This is a genomic window from Streptomyces sp. NPDC014733, from assembly GCF_043083385.1.
Lineage (GTDB): Bacteria > Actinomycetota > Actinomycetes > Streptomycetales > Streptomycetaceae > Streptomyces.
Map to the genome: position 1 here is coordinate 385,190 of NZ_JBIBYO010000004.1, position 23,047 is coordinate 408,236.

Below are 23,047 nucleotides of genomic sequence, written 5' to 3' on the forward strand. Positions count from 1 at the left end.
GCCCGCCGCGACCTGCTTCTCCTGCCGCCGCAGGAAGCCGGCGGTGTAGCGGTGGTGCGCACTCATGCGGGCGCCTCGGTGTCCGGGGCCGGGCGGCAGCCGAATTCCCGGAGGAGGTCCAGGGCCTGGGGCCAGTCCCCGTATCCGGATGCCGGGTTGAGGTGTCCGACCGGGCCGAGGTCCACGACACGGCTGCCCCAGTCGTGGGCCATTTCGACGACCCGGCCGAACCGGGCCATGGGGTCGTCCGCGCTCGCCGCGACGACGGCGGGGAACGGGAGCGGCGTCCTCGAGGTCGGCAGCCAGCCGTTCTCCCGCAGGGTCTGTGGTTCAGGGTGGCCTGTGGGCAGCGGGATGTCGAAGTCCGGCGGTGTCGCGAGCAGGGCGCCGCGCACCGGGCGCTGGCGCCGGGCCGCCCAGTGGACGGTGGTGTGTACCCCGGCGCTGTGCGCGACGAGCACGACCGGTCCCCGGATCCGGGACAGTGTGTCGTTCAAGGCCGTCACCTGCGTGTCGCGGCTGAGCCGGGCGTGCGCCGAAGGCGGCACGGTCACGGCTCCGGCGAACCGGGTGGCGAGTACCGTCTGCCAGTGGTCGGGCAGGTGGTCACGCAGGCCGGGCACAAGCACGACCGTGGGGGTGGGGTTCATGTCGGGAACTCCGATTCTCTCAGGGCCCGGCCCGGCCCGGGAGCGGGACGAGGCCCTTGTCGTGATGGCGTCTGCCGAACGCGAAGGCCGAGCCCGCCACCAGCGAGACGAGCGGGATGATGCGGAGGGCGGCGGGCAGGCCCAGATGGCCGGCGAGGATTCCGGTCACCGCTGGTCCGGGTGCCAGGCCCAGCAGGCTGTTGGCGAGGGTGAGCGTGGCCATGGCCGTCGCCGCGACGGCAGCCGGGGTCAGGCTCACCACCATGGCGGCGGCAGGTCCGGCCGTTGCGTTGGACAGCAAGGTGCCGAGGCCGACGAGGACGAGTTGCGGTGCGCCGGGAGGGAGGTGGAACCCTGCCGTGAGGAGGATGAACGAACCGGCGCTGCAGACAAGGGCGACGGTCCATTTCAGCTGGGCGTTCCGGCGCCCGAGCCGGTCGCATACCATACCGCCGCCGACCATGCCGACCCCGGTGATCAGCGCGAAGACGCCGGCGGCGAGTCCGGCCTCGGCGGGTGCCAGACCGTAGGAGCGGTCGAGGAAGCTCGGCATCCAGGTCAACAGCGCCATCGCGAGGAACATCTGCAATCCGCTGCCGACGTAGGCGCACAGGACGGAGAGGGGGGAGAACAGCCGCGGCAGGAGCGACCGCAGCGGTTTCCCGGTGTCCGGTGCGCCGCCCGTTCCGGCATCGGCCGATGCCGTTTTCCGGTCCGTCACGACGATGCCGTAGACCGCGGCCAGGGCCAGTCCGAACAGGCCCATGGCGGCGAACGTCCAGCGCCAGCCGACGTGTTGGGCGAGGATCCCACCGATCGATACGCCGAGTACGGACCCGAAGGCGCCGCCGGCGATGAAGGTGCCGGAGAGGGTGGCCCGCAGGCGTGCCGGGAACACGCTCAGCACCACCGCGATGCCGACGCTTCCGTAGGCCGCCTCCCCCACGCCGACCATGAAGCGGCCCAGGAACATCTGGCCGTAGCTCGCGGAGACGGCGCAGCCCAGGGTCGCCAGGCTCCACACCACCGCGGCCACGACCAGGCTCCTGACCCGGCCCCAGCGGTCGGCGAGCAGCGACAGCGGGAAGGCCAGCACGCCGACCATGAGGGCGACGACGCCGCTCAAAGACCCCAACTGGGCGTCTGACAGCGTCCATTCGGCCTTCAGCAGCGGGAACACCGCGTTCAGGACCTGCCGCGACATGTAGTCGGACAGCAGCAGTCCGAAGCTGAGGGCGAACACCAGCCACGCGTAGCGGCGGGTCACCGGCTCAGCAGGGCCGGTCACCGGCGATCCCGGCACGCTCCATCCTGCGGACGGCGGGCCAGTAGTCCTGGACCGCGTAGTGCTGGGTGGAGCGGTTGTCCCAGATGGCCACGCTGTTCTCGGTCCAGCGCCAGCGGACCTGGTACTCGGGGACCGCCGCCTGGCTGATCAGGTAGTTCAGCAGGAGATTCGCGCCGGGGGCGTGGTCCTGGCCGAACCGTACGTTCTCGGGGGTGTGATGATTGACGAAGTGGGTGGTGAAGGCGTTGACGAAGAGGATCTTCTCCCCGGTCTCCGGGTGGGTGCGGACCACCGGGTGTTCCGGATCCGGGTAGCGGGCCTTGAGCTGATGACGCTCCTCCCTCGGCATGACCGCGCCGAAACTGGCCTCGATGCTGTGCCGGGCACGCAGGCCGGCGATCTGCGTGCGGATGTGCTCGGGGAGCCTGCGGTGGGCCTCCACCATGTTGACCCAGATCGTGTCGCCGCCCACCTCGGGGGTCTCGACACAGCGCAGCACGGCGCCCATCGGCGGACAGTCGCGCCATGTGGCGTCGCAGTGCAGGGCGTTCTCGTAGTGTTCGGGTTTGCTGTCCAGGTCCTTGTAGATGCGGACGAGGCCGGGGTGCTCGGGGTCACTGCCGAGGACCGGGTGGTCCTCCAGCGGGCCGAGGCGGGAGGCGAAGGCGACGTGCTCGGCCCGGGTCATGTCCTGATCGCGCAGGAACAACACCTTGTGGCGGAGCAGAAGCTGTTTGATCTCGGCGAAGAGTGCGTCGTCGCGGGTGGCGTCGCTGAGCTGGACGCCGTGCAGTTCGGCTCCGATGGTGCAGGTCAACGGTTCGGCCTGGATCCGGGTCCGGGTGGAGGTCTGAGTCATGTGTGCGCTCCTGCGGTTCGGGGGCTCGGAACGGCGGGGTGGCTCGGAGTGTTCGGGGGCTCAGGGGAGCAGGACGGACGAACCCGTGGTGTGGCCCGCTTCCAGTGCACGGTGCGCCGCCACGGCGTCGTCGAGGGCGTAGCGCTGGTTGATCTGGATCGCGATCCGGCCGGCGGCGACATGGCCGAACAGCTCGCCGGCCAGATCGTCCCGCTCCGCCGGCTCGGCGATGTAGTCGGCCAGCGCGGGCCGGGTCACGAACAGCGAGCCGTGGACGGCGAGCTGCATCGCGTCAAGGGGCGGCACGCCGGACGCCGTGCCGAAGCACACCAGCAGGCCGCGGCGGCTGAGGGAGGCCATGGACCCGGCGACGGTGTCCTTGCCGATGCTGTCGAGGACGAGGGGCACACCTGCGCCACAGGTCAGCTCCCGCACGCGCGCGGCGACATCCTCCCGGCGGTACAGGATGGTGTGGTCGCAGCCGTGGGCCCGGGCGAGTTCGGCCTTGGCCTCCGTGGAGACCGTGCCGATCACGGTGAGGCCCAGCAGCTTCGCCCACTGGCAGACGATGAGGCCGACGCCGCCGGCCGCGGCGTGCAGCAGGACGGTGTCCCCCGGCTTCAGCGGATGGATCCGGCGCAGCAGGTAGGCAGCGGTGAGGCCCCGCATGGTCATCGCGGCGGCGGTCTCGCAGTCGATGCCGTCGGGCAACCGGATCAGCGGGGCAGCCGGCATGATCCGTTCGGTGCTGTAGGCGCCGAGCGGGCTGCCGGTGTACGTGATGCGGTCGCCCTCGGCGACGTGGGTGACGCCCGTGCCGACGGCCTCGACGACCCCGGCGCCCTCGACGCCGAGACCGGCGGGCAGCGGCGCGGGATAGAGGCCGGTGCGGAAGTAGGTGTCGGCGAAGTTGAGGCCGATGGCCTCGTGCCGGACGCGGACCTGTCCGGGGCCCGGAGAGCCGACGGTGACCTGCTCTCGTCGCAGGACGTCGGGGCCGCCGGTCTCGTGGAAGCGGATGGCGTGTGCCACGGAGTGCTCTCTTCGTTCGGTGGTGGTCAGCGGGTGGTGTCGCGGAGCATGAACCCGCGCTGTCCGGGGCGCCGGTTGGGCACCATGCCGAGGCGGCTCAGGGTCTGGTCGGTGTCGGCGTAGTACTCGCCGAGGTGGTAGATCTCCTTGGCCTCCGCGCCGCTCGCGATGTCGCGACCGAGGGCGTCGGCGATCCGCACCATCTGCTCGACCTGCCGGACGGAGCTCATGCGCTCACCCTTGCGCGCCCACAGGTTGTCCTCGTTGCCCACGCGGACGTGCACGCCCAGGGCGATGGCGATGGCGTTCATGGGGGCGACGGCACGCATCGAGGACTCGATGGTGAGAACGGCGCCGTCGGGGACCCGGCGGACGAACTCGATCAGGTCGGCCGGGTGACGCCCGGCGAACCCGCCGCCGATGGCCACGTAGTTGAGGACCAGGGGGCCTGTGTGGACGCCGCTGCGGATGAGGCGCTCGACGGTCTCCAGCTGGGCCATGGTGGCGAGCTGGAAGTGCGGCTGGATGCCGTTGTCGTGCAGGCGTTTGAGGTGTTCGAGGTAGAAGTCGGGACCGGCCTCGACGACCATGTCGCGGTAGGCCCGGTAGTAGTCGGGCTTGGCGATCGAGGTGCCGGCCAGGTCGTCGTCCGACATGATCTCAACGATGTTCATCTGGCTGGTGTTGATGGCAATCGTCACCTGGTCGGGGCGCGGGGTGAGTTCGGCCAGCAGGTGACGGGTGTCGTAGCTCAGCCACTTCGCCTCGGCGCCCTCGTCCTCGGGGGCGAACGAGATCGATCCCCCGATCTGCAGGACCATGTCGGGAACGGCCTCGCGCAGCCGTCCGAGCAGTTCGTTGAACATGGACATGCGCTTGGAGCCATGACCGTCCAGTTCGCGTACGTGGATGTGGAGCACGGTGGCGCCGGCCTGGTAGCAGTCGACGGCGGCCTGGACGTGCTCGTCCATGGTCAGGGGCAGGTCGTCGGTGTCGCCGGGGAGCCACTCCGGGCCGTAGGGAGCGGCCTGGATCACCAGCTTCTCCTGGTTCTCGGGCAGCAGGGAGTCATCGAGGAAGTGCACGGGTCATCTCCTGGTGAGCGCAGGCGACGGCCTTAAGGACCGCCAGTCGCCGTCGGGTCAACTCGGTGCGCCCGCAAGGCCGTTGTTCCGGGATCTGCGGTTTTCCTTGCGGTACGGCCACGTTAGGAGCGGGTGACGTGCCGCGCTTCACCGGAGGTGACAGGAGACTTGTCAGTTGGGGACAGGGCCGGCCGCCCGGCGGGTGCGCCACTCGCGTGCGCTGACTCCGAACCGGTCGCGGAACCAGCGGGAGAAGGCACTGGGGGCGGAGAAGCCGAGCAGGCCGGAGATCTCCGTCAGGGAGCGGCGCGGGTTCGCCACCAGTTGCTCGGCGAGCTGTGCGCGCGTGGCGTTGACGAGCGAGGAGAACGTCTCGCCGGACGCGGCCAGATGCCGGTGGACGGTTCTGCGGTCGATGCCCAGGCTCCCCGCGACCTGTTCGATCGAGCAGCGCCCGGTCGGCAGCAGGACCTCGATCAGTTCGCGCACCCGGTCCAGCTCGGTGGTCTCCGACGTCACCACGATGGACTCGAAATACTGGCGGGCGTAGCCGCGCAGCAGGGGGTCCGACATCGTGTTGGGGGTGTCGAGCGCGGTGGCGTGGACAATGAGTCCGTTGAATTCCCGGCCGAATTCCACCACCGGCCCGAAGTAACGCCGGTGTGCGGTGGCGTCGCGAGGGGCTCCGTGGGTGAAACACACGGACACCGGCCGCCAGCGGGCACCGAGGAAGACCCGCAGAAATCCGTGGAAGGCACCGACGGCCAGCTCGATGGCCTGCCGGGCCCGGCGCGCCTCACCGAGCTCCAGGCTCACCTTGACGGTGGCGAGTCCGTCCGCCTCGGTGAGCCGGCTGCGCATCATCTCGTTGCACATCCGCTCGTGGCGGATCAGGAGTTGGAGGGCGCTGCGGACATCGGGCTCCTCCCGCAGGACGAGGCTGATGGGCCCGAGATTCGAGAAGCGGCGACGCGCGGCGAGCAGCAGGCCGAACTCCTCGCGGCGGGCGGCCACGGCGGAGAGTTCGAGGAGGTCGGTGACGGCGGTGCCGGATATCCACCGGTCCTGGACGGCGAGCCCGACCGGGTCGAGTCCCACGCACTTCATCAGGGCGTGCGGATCGACGCCGAGGGACTCGCTGAGCTCCATGTAGCTGCTCAGCGCTGCATTGCGGACCAGTGGCTTCATCGTGGCGCTCCAGTGATCTGTCCCAAACTGATAGGCCATTCGTTCCCCGAGGTCAAGCGATGCACCGGGCCGCGACCTGGTGTGACACCACCGCGAAGCCCTACGGAATTCCGGCACACAGCGCCTCGCCGCATCCGCAGTCCCGCGATATCGGCTCGCCTTCACGGACACTTCCAGGGTTCCGCTCCCCGGCGCCACGCGGAGCCGCTCCCGCACCCCGACGGCCCTTCGGGGCGGCCGAGGATCGCAACATCACCGCGTACGCGAAACGAGGCGGCGCGGCCCGTGGTTGTCGGGAGGTCCCACTCCGGTGGCCAGCCCCGCCCGCAGCGCGCCTCAGCTGCGGCGGCCTGAGCTGGCCCACGCCGAGGTCACAGGTAGTTCCCACAGCCAGTGGCTCCTCTCGGAAGACTCGTATGCCAGTTTCGATTACCCCCTTGTACCGATCGCGGAGGGGGCCTGGTGACCGACCTGATGCTGTTTCAGCAGGATGCTGCTGGCCGTGACGTGGAGCTTCGGGGTTCGACGGTGGCGTTGGAGGTTGAGCTTCAACGTCGGATTGAGGCCGGGATGGAGGCGATGCTGGCGCGGGCGGTGCGGCCGGTGCGGTCCGAGCTGGTGCGTCCGCCGGAGTTGTAGGGCGGGTCGGTGATGACGGTGTTGACGCTCTCGTCGGGCAGGTTCTTCAGCACGGTGAGGGCGTCGCCTCGGTGCAGCGTGTAGCTCATGCAGGGGCCTCTCTCAGGGCGCGAAGGAAATGGCCCCGCTCTCCGGACGGCGGTGTCGTCGAGCGGGGCGCGCCGGAGGTTAGCCGCGATTCCCAGCCGCACCCAACGACCCGTGCCGTGCTCCAGGGCCGGGCATGGGAGTCGTTTGGTGCGGCCGGAAATCCGCTCTACTGTCTCGCCTCATCACTGGGAAGGAGCCCAGCTCCGCCCCTGTTGACCTGCGCTGACCAGGGCTTTTGCGTCTCGTGCGTGGCTCGGGCAGCCCGTTCTCCCCGTTCTCGACTCCGTGAGGAGCCCCTTGTGTATCGCCTGAGATTACGAGCGCGACTGGCTGCCGCAAGTGACCTGATACCGGCGTCCGGGAGCTACCAACTCCCCTGCCCCGGGCCCGCCCCAAGAGGCGGATTCACATCGGCGCGGTGCCGACGGCTTTGCACGAGAAGTCGGCACCGCGCCTCCTACGACCTCAAGGAGCCGCTGCGATGCAGCATGCCCTGATACGCCCACGCCCTGACCCGGCGCCGCTCTGCGTCCGGAGTGGTCGCCTTGGTGAACGGCGGCGGCGATGAAGAAGACCGTCGGAGCCACGGTCGGGCTCTGCGCCACCGCACCCTTGCTGCTGGCCGTCCCGATCCTCGCCATCGGCGCCGGGAGCGCCTCCGCCGCCTGCTCGACCGACAGTTCACAGAGTGTTGATGCGCAGTCGGCCGCCACCCCGACTACGGCGTCGTTGCCTCGGACCCGAAACAACTCGCCGCCGGCACCTGGATGCTGGAACGGCTCGACTTCCACCCCGTCCCGGACCACCCGACGCTGTACGCACTGGCTGACCAGCAGCATGACGGACCCACCCGCGCCACCCGGGCCGTGGCGCTGCTGCGCAAGGCCGGCTATCAGGTCGACGCGGACGCGGCATTCGACCCCACGCTGGACTCCGGCGCGGCCTTCGACCGTGGCCTGGTCCCGCGGGCAGAGCCCGATGTCGCGTTCGCCGCGAATCCGCAGCTCGGTATCGCTGCAGCCACCAGCGACCACTCCTCCGCACTCGCCGGCCAACACGTCTTGGAAGAGCACGGCTGGCGGCATGCTCCTGACTTGGACGTCTACACACTGACCCTCTCCATCGACCCCAGCGAGGCCCTGGAGAAGGTCGCCAACACCACGGTGTCGATGCACCGGTTCGGTCTCCAGGTAGCTGTACAGCCCCGCCTCGCCCGGGACGTATCGGCGCGCCGCTCCCCTGCGCCCACGCCCGCGGTCCGCCCCGAGCACGGCCAGGGCTTCACCGCTCGCCCGTCCCCCCTCGGCGCGGCCGCGCTCGCCGCCAGCCCCGCCTGCGCCGTCCTCCCGGGCAAGCCGCCAGTTCCCGCTCCCACCGCCTCCGCCCTGGCAGGGAGCCCGGTCGACCCGCGCATCGCCTTCTCCCGCACCCGCTGCCCCTCTCGTAAGGAGCAGGTCCCATGACCGTGAAGACCATCTGGCAGATCAGCCACTCCTGCGGCCACTCGGCCGGGGCGTGACCTGTCCGACCGGGCGGCCGACCGCCGCGCGGGCTTCGCCGCGTGGCTCGCCAAGCAGGAGTGCACCGACTGCTGGCGGGCCTCCAAGGACGGCGACGAACAGGAACGGGCCGCCTGGCTGAAGGCCAAGCGGGCCGAAGAACAGGCCGCATCCGAAGCCTGATCGCAGCAGTACCGGATGCCTCCTCTGGAGGGGACTGAGCGAGCCGTCACCTGGGGCGTGCGCTGCCGCCACCAGGTCCTGGCCGCCGCCTACACCGCCCTGGTTGTCGAAGGGGAGACCAGCGAGACGGAGTGGGCAGAGATGGAGGAGACCGCCCGCACTCTCACCCGTGCCGGGTGGTGGATCGACCAGCGCGCCTCCGATCCCGAGGACCTCACCGAGCTGCTCGATGCCGCCACCGCGTCCGACCGGTCGACCGGGAATCCCTACTTCTGACCGCTGGTGCCCGCTCCGGCAGGCACCGGCTCCCAGCCTACCGGCGAGTTGAAGGGCGTCAGCCAGTTGGCGGGGCTGCGTGGGTTGGGGTGAGAGATCGCGACGAGCTCCCTGCGGCGGCGACTTGGCACTCCTGCAAAGCGCATCAACCAGTTCAAGGGGCGCACGGCCTCCGGACACGATGGGCCCGGAGCCCAAGGGGCCGGGCCCATCCTGGAGGATCCCTCGATGGCCAGGCGAAGCATCCCACGCTCTGCAGTTCCCATTATGAGCAGGCTCACCCGGGTATAGCGCCGCCCCGGCCGGGTGGGCTCTCCTCGGTTGGGCGGTGGCTGCGTCAACGGCCCATCTGGTTACGCCCTTTCGCAGAGGCTTTCCAGCAGCAGCGTGATGGAGTCGGCGTTCGCGTCTCTGCGGACTGGAGCGACCTCGTCAGGGTTGGCCTCGACCATAGCTACAGCTGAGGCGTCATCAGGGAGAAGGCTGAGAAACCAAGTGACAGATTCTGCCCAGAGCGAGGGTTCCCCTTCCGCAAGAACCAGGTTCGTGCGGTCGACATAGGAACCCCATACATCCTCGCCATTGATCTCCACATCGAAATCGAGAGCACGGTTTCCGGTGACGGGAGAATGACGGGTCGCCGTACGCACATCAGGGAAGCGCTGTTGTAGTGCACTTTCGAACTCTTCGATGCGCAGGGCCCACTGGTGGCCTTCAGGGGCAGCGATGAAGATTCCGGTGATCACGATTTCTCTCCCACGCTAGGGGACGTGACGGACGTTGCTCGGCACGTGGTGCTTTGCGCAGAGGTACTGCCAGTACCCCACCGTCGATTGATCGGGCGTGTCAACTTCAAGGTATTGCGCGTGATTGTTGGGGTTCCTCAGGGCTTCTCCGTAGCGCGCTATCTCACTGTCATCCTTACCGAGCATCAGGCCCGTACTGAAGGAATCTTCGTGTATTCCCCGTAACTGCCGTGGGCTGCAGCCCATTTTGCGCACGTTTTTCGCGTCGATGAGCGCGCCGTCGGCGGGCCGGTATCCATCGGCCCATATTTTCGATCCGTCGGCGCCGTCCACGCTCCGTTCGGGGCTGCCGGCGACACGCACTTGGTAGGCGCGGTCCTCTGCGTTCCCATAGTTGGGTGCCCGTTGGGGGCAGGTCTGGATCCATGCAGCTGCTGCGGCCTGCTCGCTGGGACTGTAGGGCGGGTAGGGCGGTGGAGTCGGTGGCGGGACCGGCCCTACGGGGCCGGCCGGGGAGCTGGAGGAGAGGAGGTTTGTCGGTGTGGCACCGTTGGCTGACAGCGTGCCCGCCCCTACGTTGAGCTGGGCGGCGAGGCGGGCGACGATGGCTTCTGCTTCCGCGACGGCTGCCGCGGCCGCCGAGTCGGCTTCTGCTGTGGCGAGGACGCCAGCTGCGGCTGCGGCTTCCCCGGCCAGGGCGGCGTCTCCGGCTGCTGCTGCTCCGTCCGAGGCACCGAGGGTGAAGACGGTGAGGATGACGCCCGCTGCAGTGACGACACCAGCGGCGACGCCCAGTCCGATCAAGGTGTGGCGGCAGGTATCGATGGCGTCTGCGTATTCGTTGCACGCATCATGCATGAGGCGGCATGAGGCGGAGATGTTCTCCATCAGTGGCAGTGAAGGTGAGGTACTTTTCCCGCCGCTGGCGCGGTCACTGTAGACCTTGGCGGTGTAGTCGTGAAAGCGATCGAATGCCTCGCCGCGACACTGTTCCTTGACGTCTGCCGCGTGCCGTCGAGCATTGCCCTGCGCCTCGTCGATCAAGTCGGCACAGGTAGCCCATGTATGGGCAGCGTTGCGGAGCTTTTCCGGGTCACCTTGCGGCCAGAACTTCCCTATGACTGGGATTTCGTGAACTTCCTTGGAGCCAGTGACCATGGGAAGGGAGTTGTGTGCCTGGCTGGGGTCACATGCGCCTGGGCTCGACTTGAGCGGGCTTGTGGTGTCAATTTTCCCTGCGAGGGCACGAGTTGCATGGTCTTCCGCCATGAGGTAATTGGTGGCCATGGCGAGCAGCCGACTGGAGATGGCGGCCATACCTTGCCCGGCTTACCGATCGCGGAGACGATTGAACGTGCGGCTGGTTCGTATTTTGTGGCGAAACTGTGCGCGGTACTATCGTCGCCCGCCATTCCTGCCGAGTTGGATAGATCTCCTGCTAGGCCGGAGGCGATGTTGTAGACGAAGTCCTTGGTCCTGAGAAAGTCCAGCGAGGATTGGAATACGACGTCTGGGTCTACTTGGTATACGCGGCCTGTCACCACCGTGCCCCCTTAACTAGAGCGTCGAGTCTAGTGACCGAAAACTCCGCACGCAGCGACTCCCCCAAACCCCTCAGGAGACGTTCACAGCAATCACGTAACCGCTGTAACCGCAGGAAAGCTGGCTTCCTGGACGAGTAGGGCTTCCCGTCGCTGGACCTCCGCGGTCCCGACCCCCACGCCTGCCCCGCAGTGCAATGCAGCACCGGTCCCCGATCCCCCACCACCAGGCGATCGCATCAGTCACCTCACGATGATCCCGCCAGCAGCCACCCGCTCGGTGTCCGATCCGGGAGCAACGACGCAATCCTCACCTGCTGCGCGTCATTCAACGGCGCACCCGGACCAACGACCAACTGATCCAAACGAAACCGCCTAGTCCTCACCGACGTGGCTGATCCGGCCGTCGCCCAGCCGGTGCTGGACGTCCTGGAGGAGGATCCGCAGCAGCCCGGCGAGCTGCTCCTGTTGCTCGGGGGAGAGTGAGTGGAGCAACTCGGCCTCGCGGTCGAGGACTTGGTCGACGGTGGCCTCGACGAGATCGTGGCCGGCCGGGGTCAGCTCGACCAGGACGGTCCGCGGGCGGCCCACGCCGGGCCGGCGGCCGACCAGGCCCTCGCGTTCGGCGCGGGCCACCCGCTGAGAGATCGCCCCCGCAGTGATCAGCGAACGCCGGCCGAGCTCCCGGGTGCTCAGGGTGTATGGCGGGCCGCTGCGGCGCAGCACGCTCAGCAGGTCGAGGGTGGCGGTGTCCACCCCGGCCCGGGCCAGCACCCGCCGCCGGTCGTCGCCCAGCAGCTTCGCCAGTCGCCACAGGGGCGTGACGATCCCGATGGAGGAGACCGGTGTGCCGGGCCGCTCGCGCTGCCAGGCGACGGCGATCTCCTCCACCGGGTAGGGCGAAGTACGGCCCGGCGCACGGTCGTTGCCGTCGTCCTGAGCCTTGGGTGTGCTTGCCACGGGGACCTCCCGGAAGTGTTAAGTTCAGGTCTAAATTTAGCCCTGAACACAGGGTCCCGCCACACCACCGTGTGCGGGATCTGAACGTCACGGACGGAGTCCACCTCATGGCACGCACCATCCTGGTCACCGGCGGCGGCACCGGCATCGGTCGCGCCCTCGTCCGGCACTTCGCGGCCCAGGGCGACCGGGTCTTCCTCACCGGCCGCCGCCCCGGCCCGCTCAAGGAGGTCGCCGACGCCCACCCCGGGGCCACCGCCCTGGTCTGCGACCACACCGACCCCGCGGCGCTGCTCGACCTCGCCGCGGCCCTGCCCGAGCGCCTGGACGTACTGGTCAACAACGCTGGCGGCAACACCGACTTCGATGCCGACGGCGCGGCCGACCTGGCCGCCTACGCCCGCGACTTCCGTGCCAACCTCGACGCCAACCTCGTCAGCGCCGCGCTGACCACCCGGGCCCTGGACGACCGGCTGGCGGCCGACGGCGCCGTGATCCACATCGGCTCCATCGCCGCCGACCAGGGGGCGGGCTCCTACGGCGCGGCCAAGGCCGGGCTCGCCTCCTGGAACCTCGACCTGGCCCGGCAGCTCGGCGCCCGCCGGATCACTTCCAACGTGGTCTCGCCCGGCTACATCGCCGACACCGAGTTCTTCCGCGACCACCTCGCCGACTCCCGCCGGGAGCAGCTGATCGCGGCCACCGCCACCGGCCGCCCCGGCCGCCCGGACGACGTCACCGGCACGGTCGCCTTCCTGGCGTCCCCGGCCGCCCGTCACCTCACCGGCCAGGTGCTGCACGTCAACGGCGGTGCCCACACTACCCGTTGACGCCTGGACCGGGCCGCGTCAGGCGGCGCCGCGCCGTCGTCGCCCGCAGATCAACGGCGGGCCCTGCGGGTGCCGTCGGAGCGGCGGATGAGCAGGATCGCGTGGCGTCGGGATCGAACGAACTGCAGCAGCTCGGACTGGTCTGCCTCGCCGTGGCCCAGGCGATGCTTGGCTTCGCGTCGGATGCCGATCCTGTGGGCCCTGGCGAACCCCAAGCTGGACGAACGCGAGGTGCTGACGGCCATGCTGGACCGCGAGCCGGACGCGGTCACCGGCCGGTCTGGCCTGCTGCTGATCGCAGACAAAGGCTTCGCCTCCAAGGAGTTCGAGTCCGATCTGACCTTGCGCAGGGCACAGCTGCTGCAGCCGGACTTTCGAGGGCGTCGCTGTCCGCGTCGCCCAACGTGTCCTCGCGTTGGCCGCAGCGATCTGGCACAACCACAAGACCGCACAGCCGGTGATGCGGTCTCTGATCGCCTACGACCACTGATCACATCGGAATAACTCGTCTAGCTCCCTGTTCAGCCACGCACCGCAGTCACAACCGCAGCCACAACCGCGGGCACCGGCGGCGGTCACCGCCATGTCGGCCCCCGCGCGCGGCCGGTGATCGGGGTGCCCCTGAGAACCAGCGTCTCTCCAACGCCGCTACGGCGCACGCGTGCAGTCGACCAGACCATCCGCTCCGCACGCGGGCGCGCTCCCCTCCCACACGCTCGGAACCTCGACGATGAACACCCAGGAGCCCCACGCCCAAGATCCCCACCAGCAGGTACTGGTCAGCCCGAAGTACCTGGCCGGCTCCGACGGAACCGGCGACGCCGGATTCGCCCCTGTCGCCCACTGGCCCCACCACGACCTCGACGAGGGCCCCTGTCAACTCCTCGTCACCTCGCCCGATCAGAGGATCCGGATCGGCTGGTTCGGCGACGACTTCGAACTGTGGCAGATCACCGCATCCGAGGACGCCACCTCCGCACCTCGCTGGACGGCGTCCTTCAACCATGTCACCCCGGCCGAGATCGTCGCCGGTCTCACCACCGCCCTGGCCCAGGACTACACCGAAGCCGCCCCCTACGACGACAACGCACGCTTCCTGGCGAGCCCGTAGATGTACTGGGCCGACTCCGTCCAGCCGCTGATCGATGCCGGCTGGGCCCGCCGCGGTCCACCAACGCGACCCGGAAGGAGGCGCTGCGGCCGTGGCTGGCGTCGGCCACGATCACCGACACCGGCCCCAGCCAGTCGGGATGTGGGTGCATGCCCGACGGGCTCGGGCAGCACCCCGGCAAGCCAAATGGTCCGGCCACGCTGTGTCGACAGAATCAGCGGCTTTGGACGAACGCGCGCGCCTCCTTCATGCGGGCTGGCTCGAAGGCATCTGTCGCGCCCGCGCCAGCGTTGCCCGGGTCTTCGTCCCAGCCGCGGATCTTGCGGGCAACGCCCTTGAGCCTTGGGTGTCCCGGCCGCGCGGCTATCTCGAAGTGTGGCTCCTTGGGCGTCGAGAAGTCCCCTCCCCATGCCACGGTGCCTCCAATTCGGCGAGGATGTCGCGGATCACGATCATCTCGTTGGGGTAGAAGTTGCCGTGCGCACCGACCGGGTAGCCGGCCGACCGGATGGCGAGAGCGCTTCCGGACAGGTAGTTCGACTCGTACGGTTCGGACACGATGTGGTCTTCGGTCCACCCGTGCACGTCGCCGCTGCGGAGGGCGTCGATCTCATAGTGGAAACGGCGCGCTATGTGCAGCAGTACGGTGGCGGCGTCGCCTCCGGCGAGGCGAACGCTGCGGCCGCTGCCTTCGATGACGAACGAGTCGGCTGCCCGGAGCACGGGCCAGCCGTTGCGGGACGAGGTCTTCGACCACGTGACTGTGGCCGCGTCGGCCTGAGCGGGGGCGCCGAGGTCCGTGAGTACCGCTGCCGCGGTGACGGCCGCGCCAACGGAAAGGACCTGGCGACGGGAGGGGCCGGTCAACTGCACGATGAGTTTTCCTTTGCAGGCGAGGAAGAGCGCCGCGTTGCTGCTCGTTGCACCAGCACGGCGAGGGAGACAAGGGCGACGACCAGGGCAAGCACGACGACCGGATTCACCCACGCCGGGACCATGTCGTAGTTCGCATTGCACTTGCTGTGCAGCGGGAACCACTTGTTGTACTCGGCGGTGTGCGCGTCCTGGTACGCATCGTCGTAGGGCTGGTGGTGGGTGAACTGGCTTTCCTCGCGGACGTTGAGCCCCATGCTGAACAGCCCCCGGAGCCACACCGCCAGGGCGGTGAACAGGGACGCGGACAGAAGGTGGGCCCACCATTTCGCGTCGCGCCACTGCCGGTCGCGGATTCCCACGTACAGGCGGTAGGCGCTCCACACACTCGCCATCGCCCACCCCAGGATCAGGAGCAGGAGGGCGAGCACAACGACTTGCTTCACGATGATCTCCGGTCGGTCAGGCCGTTGCCGTCTACTGTCCCCGGACAACCACCACCGCCACGGCAAGGAGAACCGGTGACCGGCCACTCCCCCAGCACCCAGGACATCGAAACCCGGCAGGTGACAGACGCCTGGGCCCGCATCGAAACCTGGATCACCCACCACGCCCCCCCCGCACCCGCGCCCTCCTCCTCACCGGCGCCTCCCCCGACGCCGTCGCCACTCTCCAGAGACAGACCGGCGTCCGCATACCCGTCTCCCTCCAAGCCCTATGGGCCTGCTGCGCAGGAACGCAGGCAGACCGGTACTCCACCTTTCTCATGGGAGGCCACGCCCTTATGCGCCTGGAGACGGTGGCCACGAAGTACAGCCAGGAGATGAGCTACCAGCGCCGCCACACCGACGACACCATCACCTGGCGCGCGGCCTGGATCCCCGTCTTCTCCTTCTCCGCCGACGACCAGACCTCCGGTCTCTACCTGGACGCCGAAACGGGAAGACTGTGCCGCTGGACCCGCTACGCAAAGCACCATCCGGAAGTCGCCTACGAGTCGCTGACCGACTTCCTTGAAGAGATGGCCGATTCTCTCGAAACCCCCGGCCTGGCGACCTCCGACAAGCCCGGACTCGTCAAAGGCGCTCTTGTGTGGGGCAGCATGATCAACCCTGACGACGAACGCCTCTGGACGCCCCTGACGGCCTGACTGCGCATATAGACAAAGGTGAGAGGGGAAGCCCGGGCTTCCCCTCTCACCTGTGTCTCACGCCGTTACATCAGATCTTCTTCCACGCGCATGTCGCTTCGGTGCCCGAGCAGTGTTCGAACCCCGGGTTGGACAGGAAGAATCCGTCTCCGTCCAGAAGCCGCCACGCAGGAGCCGGGAACATCTTGAATGCCTGCTGATTCTGGGTGCTCGGAACAGCAGCTCGGCCGCACTTCGGCTGAGCGGCAGGGCCGTCCACAGCCGCCCGCGTGTCGGCCAGGAGACCGAGCCCGGCGGCGGCCCGGACTACCGGGAGCCCGCCACAGGCCGCTGCTTGTAGAAGGACTCCTCCAGGTAGGCGGCCTCGTGCGGCTGATAGGGCTCCTCCAAGTAGGCGGCCTCGTCTTCGTCGAGTTCGACATCCACCGCGGCGACCGCGTCGGCCAGCTGCGCCGGCTTGGTGACCCCGATGATGGGCGAGGTCACCACCGGGTTGCGCATGACCCAGGCCAGGGCGACCTGAGCCGGGGACAGACCCCGCTTGCCCGCGATCTCGTGGACACGCTCGACCACGGCCCGGTCCCCGTCGCTATAGAGGATCGTGCCGCCGGCGTCGGTCTCGGCACGCGCCGTGGCGGTGTCCCGGACCCGCGTCAGCCTGCCCCGCGCCAGCGGGCTCCACGGCATCACGCCGATACCCTGGTCGGCGCAGAGCGGGAGCATCTCCCGCTCCGCTTCCCGGTGGATGAGGTTGTAGTGGTCCTGCATCGACACCAACCGGGTCCAGCCGTTCAGATCAGCCAGGTACAGGGCCTTGGCGAACTGCCAGGCGTACATGGAAGAGGCTCCGATGTAGCGGACCTTCCCGGACTTGACCGCGTCGTGCAGCGCCTCAAGGGTTTCCTCGATCGGGGTGTCGTAGTCCCAGCGGTGGATCTGGTACAGGTCGATGTAGTCGGTCCCCAGTCGCTTCAGGGACGCGTCGAGCTCGGCGAAGATCGCCTTGCGGGACAGCCCGGCGCCGTTCGGACCGGGGCGCATCCGCATCCAGACCTTGGTGGCGAGAACGACCTCCTCGCGCCGGGCGAAGTCCTTGACCGCCCGGCCGACGATCTCCTCGCTGCTTCCGGCGCTGTACCCATTGGCCGTGTCGAGGAAGTTGACGCCGCTCTCAAGGGCCTGCTTGATGATGTCCCGGCTGGCGTCCTCGCCCAGCGACCAGGGCTCGCCGCCCCGGTCCGGCTCGCCGAAGCTCATGCAGCCGAGGGTGAGGGCGGAGACTTCCAGTCCGGTCGACCCGAGTTTGATGTATCGCATACTTCCGAACCTAGGAGCTGGAGTGCGCTCTATCGCAAATGCGTCTCGGTCCGGGATGCGGAGGCGTGGGGCATGTGCGCCCTGTCAGGTCTCGGCCGATTCGGCCAGAAAAACCAGAGAACCAGCGGTAGCGAGTAACAAGCTGTCAATTCTCGGCCGATCGTATGGGGCACCTCTCCCCCAACGACAAACCACCCTCGCAGGCCCGCCACCAGCTGATCCGAGCGGCGGTATCGCGGCGCTCGCGACAGCACCCCCTACCCGCGGTCTTAGTTTTTCGTGATCCCGGTCGCGCCACTTTAAGTTGTTACTGCAGCTTTTTTCGCGCGCATGCGGCCAAGTAAGAAAGTTAGCAATCCGAGGGGGCGGATTGGGATGTGTTCAGCGTTCGTCGTTGGAGTACCCCGGAACGACGCTGCACTACTGCAGGTAAGTACCGGCGCAGGCCCCGTCGAATCCGAGCGCGGCGAGGCCCTGTTCGACGCTGGGGTAGGTCATTCCGTCCGGGACGGCGATCAGGGCGTCGAAGTCGGCGCGGGTGATCTCGGGTTCGAGCCACTGGTTGCTGCACCGGCAGACGGCCCAGACGTTACGGCCGTGGTTGATGAGCAGCCAGTCGCGTCGGGCGCGGCAGGCCGAGCCCGTCACGGGGATTCCACGGAGGGCCAGCTCCTGGGCCAGGGCGGTGCGCAGGGCGGCGAGTTCGTCGATGACGGTGTCGAGCTGCTCGTTGGTGTGTACGGGGGTGGTGGCGGGCGGCGGAGAGGCCGGCGGTGGCGAGGAAGCGGGCGACGGTGACGCCGCGCTGCGCGGCGGCGGTGTCGATCTCGGCTTTCTCGGTGCCGGAGAGGCGGGTGGTCGTCTTGCGGGTGCGCGGGCTCGGGTTGCGGCTGCGGCGGCGCGGTGTGCGGTCGGGGAAGGCCGGCGTGCTCGGGCTCGGCTGCTCGCGGCCGGCGTTGCCGTCGGCTTCTCCCCCTCCGGCCGGCGCCCCCTGGTGCCGGGCATCCGGTTGGTCCCCGTGCGCCCTCGCTCGGGGACCAACCGGGCTTCCCGCGCCCTCCTGGGCGGGGGCAAGTGCGTACAACGGACCGTAGGACCGTCGTACGCGACAACTTGCTCCGCCAGGAGCCGTCGTGGGGTGGCGGTGCTGTCCGTTCGTGGTGGGCGCCGGGTCGTTGGCGGTCACCGGCGCTTCTCCGGGTTCTGCTGGCGGATGTCGCGGACGAGTTCCTCGATCCAGTCCATCGCGAGGGCCGGGTGGTGCAGGGTCCACTGGCGGCTGTCCCGGGTTCGCTGTCCACCCCGGCCCGCGGGCGGAGGTCGGCGTACAGGTCGGCGGCGGTGGTCACGCGCCAGCGCACGCCGACGCCGCTCTGCACCAGTCTCCGGACCGCGCCGTACGCCTGGTGGGTCTTGCCCGCGCCGACGACCCCGGCCATCAGCAGGCTGGGGCCGGTGGCGACCTGCCGCCGGGCTCCCCGGCTCGGGGCCACCGCGGCTTCGGCGACATTCCGGACCCAAGCCAGAACCTGGGGGTGGTCGGCAACGGCATCTCTGTAGCGCGGGGGCATGCCGGCGGACAGGGCGTCGAGCGGGGCGAAGGGCTCGGACTCGTCGGCCGGCGCGGCGACCGACGCCGGGCCGATGCTGCGGGCCGCCAGGATCCGGGCCATCCGCTCCAGGACACCCTCGCCGAGCAGCTGCGGTTCGCGGGTACGGGTGCCCATCACAGCTCCTCGGCGTAGGCGGCGGCCACGTCGACCGGGTTGGTCCACGCCTGGTGGGCGGGCAGGTTAGAGCCGAATCCCGGCCGGGCCAAACCACCGGAGCGTGCGTTCATTGGGCGGCAGGCACTGTGTGCCCCGTAGGGAAAGAAGATCCAGGATCCAGGCGCCGAGCCCTCTCCGAGGTTTCGGGGAGGCTTCGGGGAAGGTTGCAGCGTCCGCGAGAGCACTGCCCGCTTCAGTGCCTCGTGGGTAGTCCGGTCCCACAGCCCTTCGCAGAGCCGGACCGGGTGTCCGTGCTGGTCGATCACGGGCTTGCCCTGATGCATCAGGAATCCGAGGGCCGCTTCGGACAGCAGAATGTTCCGCAGGCTGGTCGGGTGCCAGGGGCGACCTCGCGCCCGCTTGCCGTACATCACGGCCCAGCGGTCTACGGGACTCGGCTCGCCTGCGCGGTTGAGGCGGGCCGCCTCGCTGCTCGGCATGACGTTCTTGGGATCTGCGAGGATCCGCCGGGCGACCTGGCGGATCACCTCCGCGGCGTGCGGGTCCAGTTCGACATGATCGACCGGGTCTCCCGGCAGGAGACGGACGAACCGAAAGCCGTAGGACGGCTTCCCTTTCGGGCGTCCGGCAGCCCGCATCTTCCGCGTGGCGTCGCGGTTGCGGCGCTGGATGGCGCGCAGTTCCATCTGCGCGCCCCATGCCTCGATCGTGAAGCGGTTCTCGTCCGCCGGGTCGTTCAGATCCCAGGGACCGTCGTGGCCGTACGTGACGAGGTGCTTCCCCTCGCGCATCTTGTAGCCGGTGTTCAGGCAGTCGACGACGTTACGGCCGAGGCGGTCCACGGCAGCCGCCACCAGGCCGTCGTGCGGACCCCTCTCCCCGCGCAGCCAGGGGCCCAGTTGTGGGCGGGTCATGGGGTCCGTCGCCCCGGAGACCTCCCAGTCGTCGGCCCAGCCGATGATGTGGCCGCCCACCGCTGCAGCAGCCGTGAGGACATCACTGCGCTGACGTTCCGGTGACGATGTGGATGCCTTCACGCGCGACAGTCGCCGCACGCCGAGCAGACACTTACCGCATCCGTCATAGGATCGTTCGATCATGTTCTGGTCCGTACCGCTCAAGGTCGCTCCGTTTCGAGCTCGCAGGGTACGGAGAAATGGCGGCCGCCCCTCGGGAGGCGATCTTGGTCAGCCCAGGAAGCTCAGCCGGACCTCCCGCCGCGGATTGTCGATATTCGTGTCGACCAGGCAGACCGACTGCCACGTCCCCAACGCCAGGCGGCCGCCGAGGACCGGGAGGGTTGCGTGGGGTGGGACGAGGGCGGGGAGGACATGGTCGCGGCCGTGGCCGGGGGTGCCGTGGCGGTGGTGCCAGCGGTTGTCGGCCGGGAGGAGGGTGCGGAGGGCGGCGAGGAGGTCGTCGTCGCTGCCGGCGCCGGTTTCCAGGATGGCGATGCCGGCGGTGGCGTGCGGGACGAAGACGTTGAGGAGGCCGTCGCAGTCCGCCGCGGCCTCCCGGAGGAAGGCGTCACAGTCGGCGGTGAGGTCCGCGACGGTCTCGTGGGTGCCGGTGGTGACGCTCAGGGTGCGGGTGGTGAATGCGGTGCTCATGGAGCCATTGTGGGGCGGGCATGGGGTGCTGTGCGGGCGTGTGCGGTCGTCTGGCCTGGCTCGGTGATGCCGCCGGTGGATTCCGGGCGGGCGCGTGTCCGATGATCTTCCGGAGAGCGCGTTCCGGTGGTTCCCCGGAGCGCGCCCCTGAGAACCCCCGGCGCCCCGCAATGTGTCCGCAATAAATATCCATCTGCCGAGACGATGATTGACCCGTTCGCGAGGGCGCGGATACGTTCGGCGCATGTGGACGCCAGCCTTGCTCACGACGCGTGGTCATATCGGCCTGCTGCGAGTGACGTCTGCCGCGTGTTGTCGCGGTGGAGTGCGGGGCTGCGCGGCGCGGTGTTGCCGCTGCGGTGTTGTTGAGGTCCGTTCCAGCTGCTGACGGCCTGTCGGCGCACAGCGGGAACTGACGTCCATCGAAGACTGGCATATACATATCTGCCCGTCGGCGCTTCTCGCCCTCTCTCTTTCCCCTCCCCTTTTTCCTCCTCTTCCCCCTCTCCTCACTTCCCGTGAATCGGGGGCGGCACGGCTTTTTCCACCCCGCAGTGGTGGGACCGTGCCGCGCCCGAGCCGCGAGGCGTTCATGTCGTACGGCGGCATTCCCTTGCCGCGTACGGGGCGCCGTTCTCGGTGGGAGTGATTCCCTTCAAGGCATGCCTTTCCCCGAGGCTGCCGCCCCTGGAGTTCCCGATGAGTCTCGACCTCGGCCACACAGCAGCAGGACCGGCGCCACCCGGTGGATCGGGGGCGGCGCCGGTGGCGGGGTCCGTCCCGCGGGCACCCGAGCTGGAGCCGGTCGTCGCCGTCTCCGGAGGGCGGCGCGGGATTCCGCGCTGGTTGCGGCGGGCGGCAGGGCCCGTCACGCTGCTGGCCGGATGGCAGTTGCTCAGCACAACGGGGGTGCTCCAGGAGGACGTGCTCGCCTCGCCCGGCGCCATCGCCCGTACTGCCGCGGGGCTCGTCGCGGACGGGACGTTGCCATCGGCGATGGCGGTGTCGTTGCGGCGAGTTGCCGTCGGGCTGGTGCTCGGCGGAGCGGTCGGCATCATTCTGGCGCTGCTTTCCGGGCTTTCGCGGGCCGGGGAGGATCTGATCGACGCGACGGTGCAGATGCTGCGGTCCATTCCGTGGGTGGGTGTCATTCCGCTCTTCATCATCTGGCTGGGTATCGGTGAGGCGCCGAAGATCGCGCTGATTGCTTTGGGGGTCGCGTTCCATCTGTACTTGAATGTGTACGCCGGAATCCGGGGCGTGGACGCGCAATTGGTCGAGGCGGGTACGTCGTTGGGGCTCGGGCGGTGGGGGCTTGTGCGGCATGTGGTGTTGCCGGGGGCGTTGCCCGGTGCGATGACGGGGCTGCGGTATTCGCTGGCGACCGCCTGGCTGGCGTTGGTCTTCGGTGAGCAGGTGAATGCCGATGACGGTCTCGGATTCCTGATGAATCAGGCCCGGGAGTTCTTCCGTACCGATGTGATCGTGGTGTGCCTGGTGGTGTACGCGCTGCTCGGTCTGTTTGCCGATTTCCTCGTCCGTACCCTGGAAAGGCTGTTGCTTCAATGGCGACCGACATTCACCGGAAAGTGAGCCAGGGGCCGGAAGGTGCCGGGCCGGACGAGGGCCGGGGGGCGGCCGTCCGTACCCGTGGGCTGGTGCGGGAATTCGGCGGGCGGCGGGTGATCGACGAGCTGGAACTGACGCTGGCGCCGGGCGAGTTCGTCGCGCTGCTGGGGCGCAGCGGATGCGGGAAGTCCACGCTGTTGCGGGTGCTGGCGGGGCTCGACCGGGAGATCGGTGGCGAGGTGTGGGTGCCGCGCCGTAAGGCGGTGGCGTTCCAGGCGCCCCGGCTGATGCCGTGGAAGAAGGTGTGGCGCAATGTGCTGCTGGGGCTGCCGGGGCGTCCCGAACGTGCAGTAGCAGAGCGGGCGTTGGCGGAGGTCGGGCTGGGGCACCGGTCCGATGCCTGGCCGCGGACGCTCTCCGGTGGCGAGGCGCAGCGTGCGTCGCTGGCCCGGGCACTGGTGCGGGAGCCGGACCTGCTGCTGCTCGACGAGCCGTTCGGTGCGCTGGACGCGCTGACCCGGATCACGGCGCAGCGGCTGGTCGCGGAGGTGTGGCGGCAGCGTGGCTGCGCGGTGCTGCTGGTCACCCACGACGTGGACGAGGCGTTGCTGCTCGCGGACCGTGCGCTGGTGATGGACGGGGGCCGGATCGCGTATGAGACGCCGATTGCGCTGCCCCGGCCGCGTACGTCCGCCGATCCCGGGTTCGCGGAGCTGCGGGCCCGGTTGCTGGACCACCTCGGCGTGGCGGAGCGGGCGGGTGGCGGCGGCACCGGGAGTGAGCCCGTCGCGGTGGGCGGGGTGGCGCGGTGACGGTGGCGG

General features: G+C 69.1%; 22 protein-coding genes and 3 pseudogenes. 9 read left to right on the top strand and 16 right to left on the bottom strand.

Annotated elements, in window-relative coordinates; genetic code table 11:
- Window positions 1-62: 62 nt before the first annotated feature.
- The 7 genes and pseudogenes from ACF1BH_RS12865 to ACF1BH_RS12895 all read right to left on the bottom strand — a co-directional run.
- Window positions 63-650 (bottom strand): RBBP9/YdeN family alpha/beta hydrolase, encoded by a 588-nt coding sequence (locus ACF1BH_RS12865; protein WP_391642492.1) that lies wholly within the window; start codon window positions 648-650, stop codon window positions 63-65.
- Between the two features lie 19 nt (window positions 651-669).
- Window positions 670-1,938 (bottom strand): MFS transporter, encoded by a 1,269-nt coding sequence (locus ACF1BH_RS12870; protein ID WP_391642493.1) that lies wholly within the window; start codon window positions 1,936-1,938, stop codon window positions 670-672.
- The gene (locus ACF1BH_RS12875) at window positions 1,922-2,797 is read right to left on the bottom strand and encodes a TauD/TfdA dioxygenase family protein (RefSeq protein WP_391642494.1); all 876 of its coding nucleotides are present in this window, start codon (window positions 2,795-2,797) and stop codon (window positions 1,922-1,924) included. Before ACF1BH_RS12875 ends, ACF1BH_RS12870 begins: the two co-directional genes overlap by 17 nt.
- Before the next feature lie 60 nt (window positions 2,798-2,857).
- Complete coding sequence (locus ACF1BH_RS12880; RefSeq protein WP_391642495.1) at window positions 2,858-3,829, bottom strand: quinone oxidoreductase family protein; 972 nt, start codon at window positions 3,827-3,829, stop codon at window positions 2,858-2,860.
- 26 nt (window positions 3,830-3,855) lie between these two features.
- Complete coding sequence (locus ACF1BH_RS12885; RefSeq protein ID WP_391642496.1) at window positions 3,856-4,914, bottom strand: 3-keto-5-aminohexanoate cleavage protein; 1,059 nt, start codon at window positions 4,912-4,914, stop codon at window positions 3,856-3,858.
- A 171-nt stretch (window positions 4,915-5,085) separates the two neighbouring features.
- Window positions 5,086-6,102, bottom strand: a complete 1,017-nt coding sequence (locus ACF1BH_RS12890) for an AraC family transcriptional regulator (protein WP_391642497.1) — start codon at window positions 6,100-6,102, stop codon at window positions 5,086-5,088.
- A gap of 584 nt (window positions 6,103-6,686) precedes the next feature.
- Window positions 6,687-6,830 (bottom strand): annotated as a pseudogene (locus ACF1BH_RS12895) (site-specific DNA-methyltransferase); the annotation flags it as partial.
- Between the two features lie 768 nt (window positions 6,831-7,598).
- On the opposite strand from ACF1BH_RS12895, the gene ACF1BH_RS12900 reads away from it, so the two are divergent.
- Entirely contained in the window at window positions 7,599-8,294 is a 696-nt protein-coding gene (locus tag ACF1BH_RS12900) for a hypothetical protein (RefSeq protein ID WP_391642498.1), read from the top strand.
- A pseudogene (locus tag ACF1BH_RS12905) lies at window positions 8,291-8,789 on the top strand (hypothetical protein). The gene ACF1BH_RS12900 and the pseudogene ACF1BH_RS12905 overlap by 4 nt, the downstream one beginning before the upstream one ends.
- Window positions 8,790-9,142: 353 nt before the next feature.
- Here the strand turns inward: ACF1BH_RS12905 and ACF1BH_RS12910 are convergent.
- The 3 genes from ACF1BH_RS12910 to ACF1BH_RS12920 all read right to left on the bottom strand — a co-directional run bounded on the left by ACF1BH_RS12910 (window position 9,143) and on the right by ACF1BH_RS12920 (window position 12,036).
- Window positions 9,143-9,535: a hypothetical protein gene (locus ACF1BH_RS12910; protein ID WP_391642499.1), complete on the bottom strand. Its 393-nt coding sequence runs from the start codon at window positions 9,533-9,535 to the stop codon at window positions 9,143-9,145.
- Window positions 9,536-9,550: 15 nt separating this feature from the next.
- Complete coding sequence (locus ACF1BH_RS12915; protein WP_391642500.1) at window positions 9,551-10,852, bottom strand: restriction endonuclease fold toxin-2 domain-containing protein; 1,302 nt, start codon at window positions 10,850-10,852, stop codon at window positions 9,551-9,553.
- 599 nt (window positions 10,853-11,451) lie between these two features.
- Window positions 11,452-12,036: a MarR family winged helix-turn-helix transcriptional regulator gene (locus ACF1BH_RS12920; protein ID WP_391642501.1), complete on the bottom strand. Its 585-nt coding sequence runs from the start codon at window positions 12,034-12,036 to the stop codon at window positions 11,452-11,454.
- Between the two features lie 107 nt (window positions 12,037-12,143).
- Between ACF1BH_RS12920 and ACF1BH_RS12925 the strand changes: the two genes are divergently transcribed.
- From ACF1BH_RS12925 to ACF1BH_RS12935, 3 genes and pseudogenes are all read left to right on the top strand, one after another.
- The gene (locus tag ACF1BH_RS12925; RefSeq protein ID WP_391642502.1) at window positions 12,144-12,866 is read left to right on the top strand and encodes an SDR family NAD(P)-dependent oxidoreductase; all 723 of its coding nucleotides are present in this window, start codon (window positions 12,144-12,146) and stop codon (window positions 12,864-12,866) included.
- A gap of 183 nt (window positions 12,867-13,049) precedes the next feature.
- Entirely contained in the window at window positions 13,050-13,370 is a 321-nt protein-coding gene (locus tag ACF1BH_RS12930) for a hypothetical protein (RefSeq protein WP_391642503.1), read from the top strand.
- Between the two features lie 226 nt (window positions 13,371-13,596).
- Window positions 13,597-13,974, top strand: a pseudogene (locus ACF1BH_RS12935) (DUF317 domain-containing protein); the annotation flags it as partial.
- Between the two features lie 366 nt (window positions 13,975-14,340).
- Here the strand turns inward: ACF1BH_RS12935 and ACF1BH_RS12940 are convergent.
- Window positions 14,341-14,850, bottom strand: coding sequence for a hypothetical protein (locus ACF1BH_RS12940; RefSeq protein WP_391642504.1), 510 nt, complete (start codon window positions 14,848-14,850; stop codon window positions 14,341-14,343).
- The gene (locus ACF1BH_RS12945) at window positions 14,841-15,296 is read right to left on the bottom strand and encodes a hypothetical protein (RefSeq protein ID WP_391642505.1); all 456 of its coding nucleotides are present in this window, start codon (window positions 15,294-15,296) and stop codon (window positions 14,841-14,843) included. Before ACF1BH_RS12945 ends, ACF1BH_RS12940 begins: the two co-directional genes overlap by 10 nt.
- 248 nt (window positions 15,297-15,544) lie before the next feature.
- On the opposite strand from ACF1BH_RS12945, the gene ACF1BH_RS12950 reads away from it, so the two are divergent.
- Window positions 15,545-16,000, top strand: coding sequence for an SMI1/KNR4 family protein (locus ACF1BH_RS12950; protein WP_391642661.1), 456 nt, complete (start codon window positions 15,545-15,547; stop codon window positions 15,998-16,000).
- Between the two features lie 306 nt (window positions 16,001-16,306).
- Here ACF1BH_RS12950 and ACF1BH_RS12955 read toward each other — a convergent pair whose 3' ends face one another.
- A complete protein-coding gene (locus tag ACF1BH_RS12955) occupies window positions 16,307-17,317 on the bottom strand; it encodes an aldo/keto reductase (RefSeq protein WP_391642506.1) in 1,011 nt (336 codons plus the stop codon).
- Window positions 17,318-17,737: 420 nt separating this feature from the next.
- Window positions 17,738-17,965: a hypothetical protein gene (locus ACF1BH_RS12960; protein ID WP_391642507.1), complete on the bottom strand. Its 228-nt coding sequence runs from the start codon at window positions 17,963-17,965 to the stop codon at window positions 17,738-17,740.
- A gap of 758 nt (window positions 17,966-18,723) precedes the next feature.
- Here ACF1BH_RS12960 and ACF1BH_RS12965 point away from each other — a divergent pair.
- Window positions 18,724-19,062, top strand: coding sequence for a hypothetical protein (locus ACF1BH_RS12965; RefSeq protein WP_391642508.1), 339 nt, complete (start codon window positions 18,724-18,726; stop codon window positions 19,060-19,062).
- On the opposite strand, the gene ACF1BH_RS12970 is transcribed toward ACF1BH_RS12965, so the two are convergent.
- Window positions 19,044-20,147 (bottom strand): recombinase family protein, encoded by a 1,104-nt coding sequence (locus ACF1BH_RS12970; protein ID WP_391642509.1) that lies wholly within the window; start codon window positions 20,145-20,147, stop codon window positions 19,044-19,046. The genes ACF1BH_RS12965 and ACF1BH_RS12970 overlap by 19 nt on opposite strands.
- A gap of 87 nt (window positions 20,148-20,234) precedes the next feature.
- Window positions 20,235-20,657 carry a YjbQ family protein gene (locus tag ACF1BH_RS12975; RefSeq protein ID WP_391642510.1) on the bottom strand — a complete coding sequence of 141 codons (423 nt, stop codon included), beginning with the start codon at window positions 20,655-20,657 and terminating at the stop codon, window positions 20,235-20,237.
- Between the two features lie 699 nt (window positions 20,658-21,356).
- Between ACF1BH_RS12975 and ACF1BH_RS12980 the strand changes: the two genes are divergently transcribed.
- A complete protein-coding gene (locus tag ACF1BH_RS12980) occupies window positions 21,357-22,250 on the top strand; it encodes an ABC transporter permease (protein ID WP_391642511.1) in 894 nt (297 codons plus the stop codon).
- The gene (locus ACF1BH_RS12985; protein WP_391642512.1) at window positions 22,223-23,038 is read left to right on the top strand and encodes an ABC transporter ATP-binding protein; all 816 of its coding nucleotides are present in this window, start codon (window positions 22,223-22,225) and stop codon (window positions 23,036-23,038) included. Before ACF1BH_RS12980 ends, ACF1BH_RS12985 begins: the two co-directional genes overlap by 28 nt.
- Window positions 23,039-23,047: the final 9 nt, after the last annotated feature.

Coding starts and splice junctions, on each gene's coding strand:
- ACF1BH_RS12865 (WP_391642492.1), bottom strand. CDS start 650: ATGAACCCCACCCCCACGGTCGTGCTTGTGCCCGGCCTGCGTGACCAC.
- ACF1BH_RS12875 (WP_391642494.1), bottom strand. CDS start 2,797: ATGACTCAGACCTCCACCCGGACCCGGATCCAGGCCGAACCGTTGACC.
- ACF1BH_RS12890 (WP_391642497.1), bottom strand. CDS start 6,102: ATGAAGCCACTGGTCCGCAATGCAGCGCTGAGCAGCTACATGGAGCTC.
- ACF1BH_RS12900 (WP_391642498.1), top strand. CDS start 7,599: ATGCTGGAACGGCTCGACTTCCACCCCGTCCCGGACCACCCGACGCTG.
- ACF1BH_RS12915 (WP_391642500.1), bottom strand. CDS start 10,852: ATGGCCGCCATCTCCAGTCGGCTGCTCGCCATGGCCACCAATTACCTC.
- ACF1BH_RS12925 (WP_391642502.1), top strand. CDS start 12,144: ATGGCACGCACCATCCTGGTCACCGGCGGCGGCACCGGCATCGGTCGC.
- ACF1BH_RS12930 (WP_391642503.1), top strand. CDS start 13,050: ATGCCGATCCTGTGGGCCCTGGCGAACCCCAAGCTGGACGAACGCGAG.
- ACF1BH_RS12955 (WP_391642506.1), bottom strand. CDS start 17,317: ATGCGATACATCAAACTCGGGTCGACCGGACTGGAAGTCTCCGCCCTC.
- ACF1BH_RS12970 (WP_391642509.1), bottom strand. CDS start 20,147: ATGATCGAACGATCCTATGACGGATGCGGTAAGTGTCTGCTCGGCGTG.
- ACF1BH_RS12975 (WP_391642510.1), bottom strand. CDS start 20,657: ATGAGCACCGCATTCACCACCCGCACCCTGAGCGTCACCACCGGCACC.
- ACF1BH_RS12980 (WP_391642511.1), top strand. CDS start 21,357: ATGAGTCTCGACCTCGGCCACACAGCAGCAGGACCGGCGCCACCCGGT.
- ACF1BH_RS12985 (WP_391642512.1), top strand. CDS start 22,223: ATGGCGACCGACATTCACCGGAAAGTGAGCCAGGGGCCGGAAGGTGCC.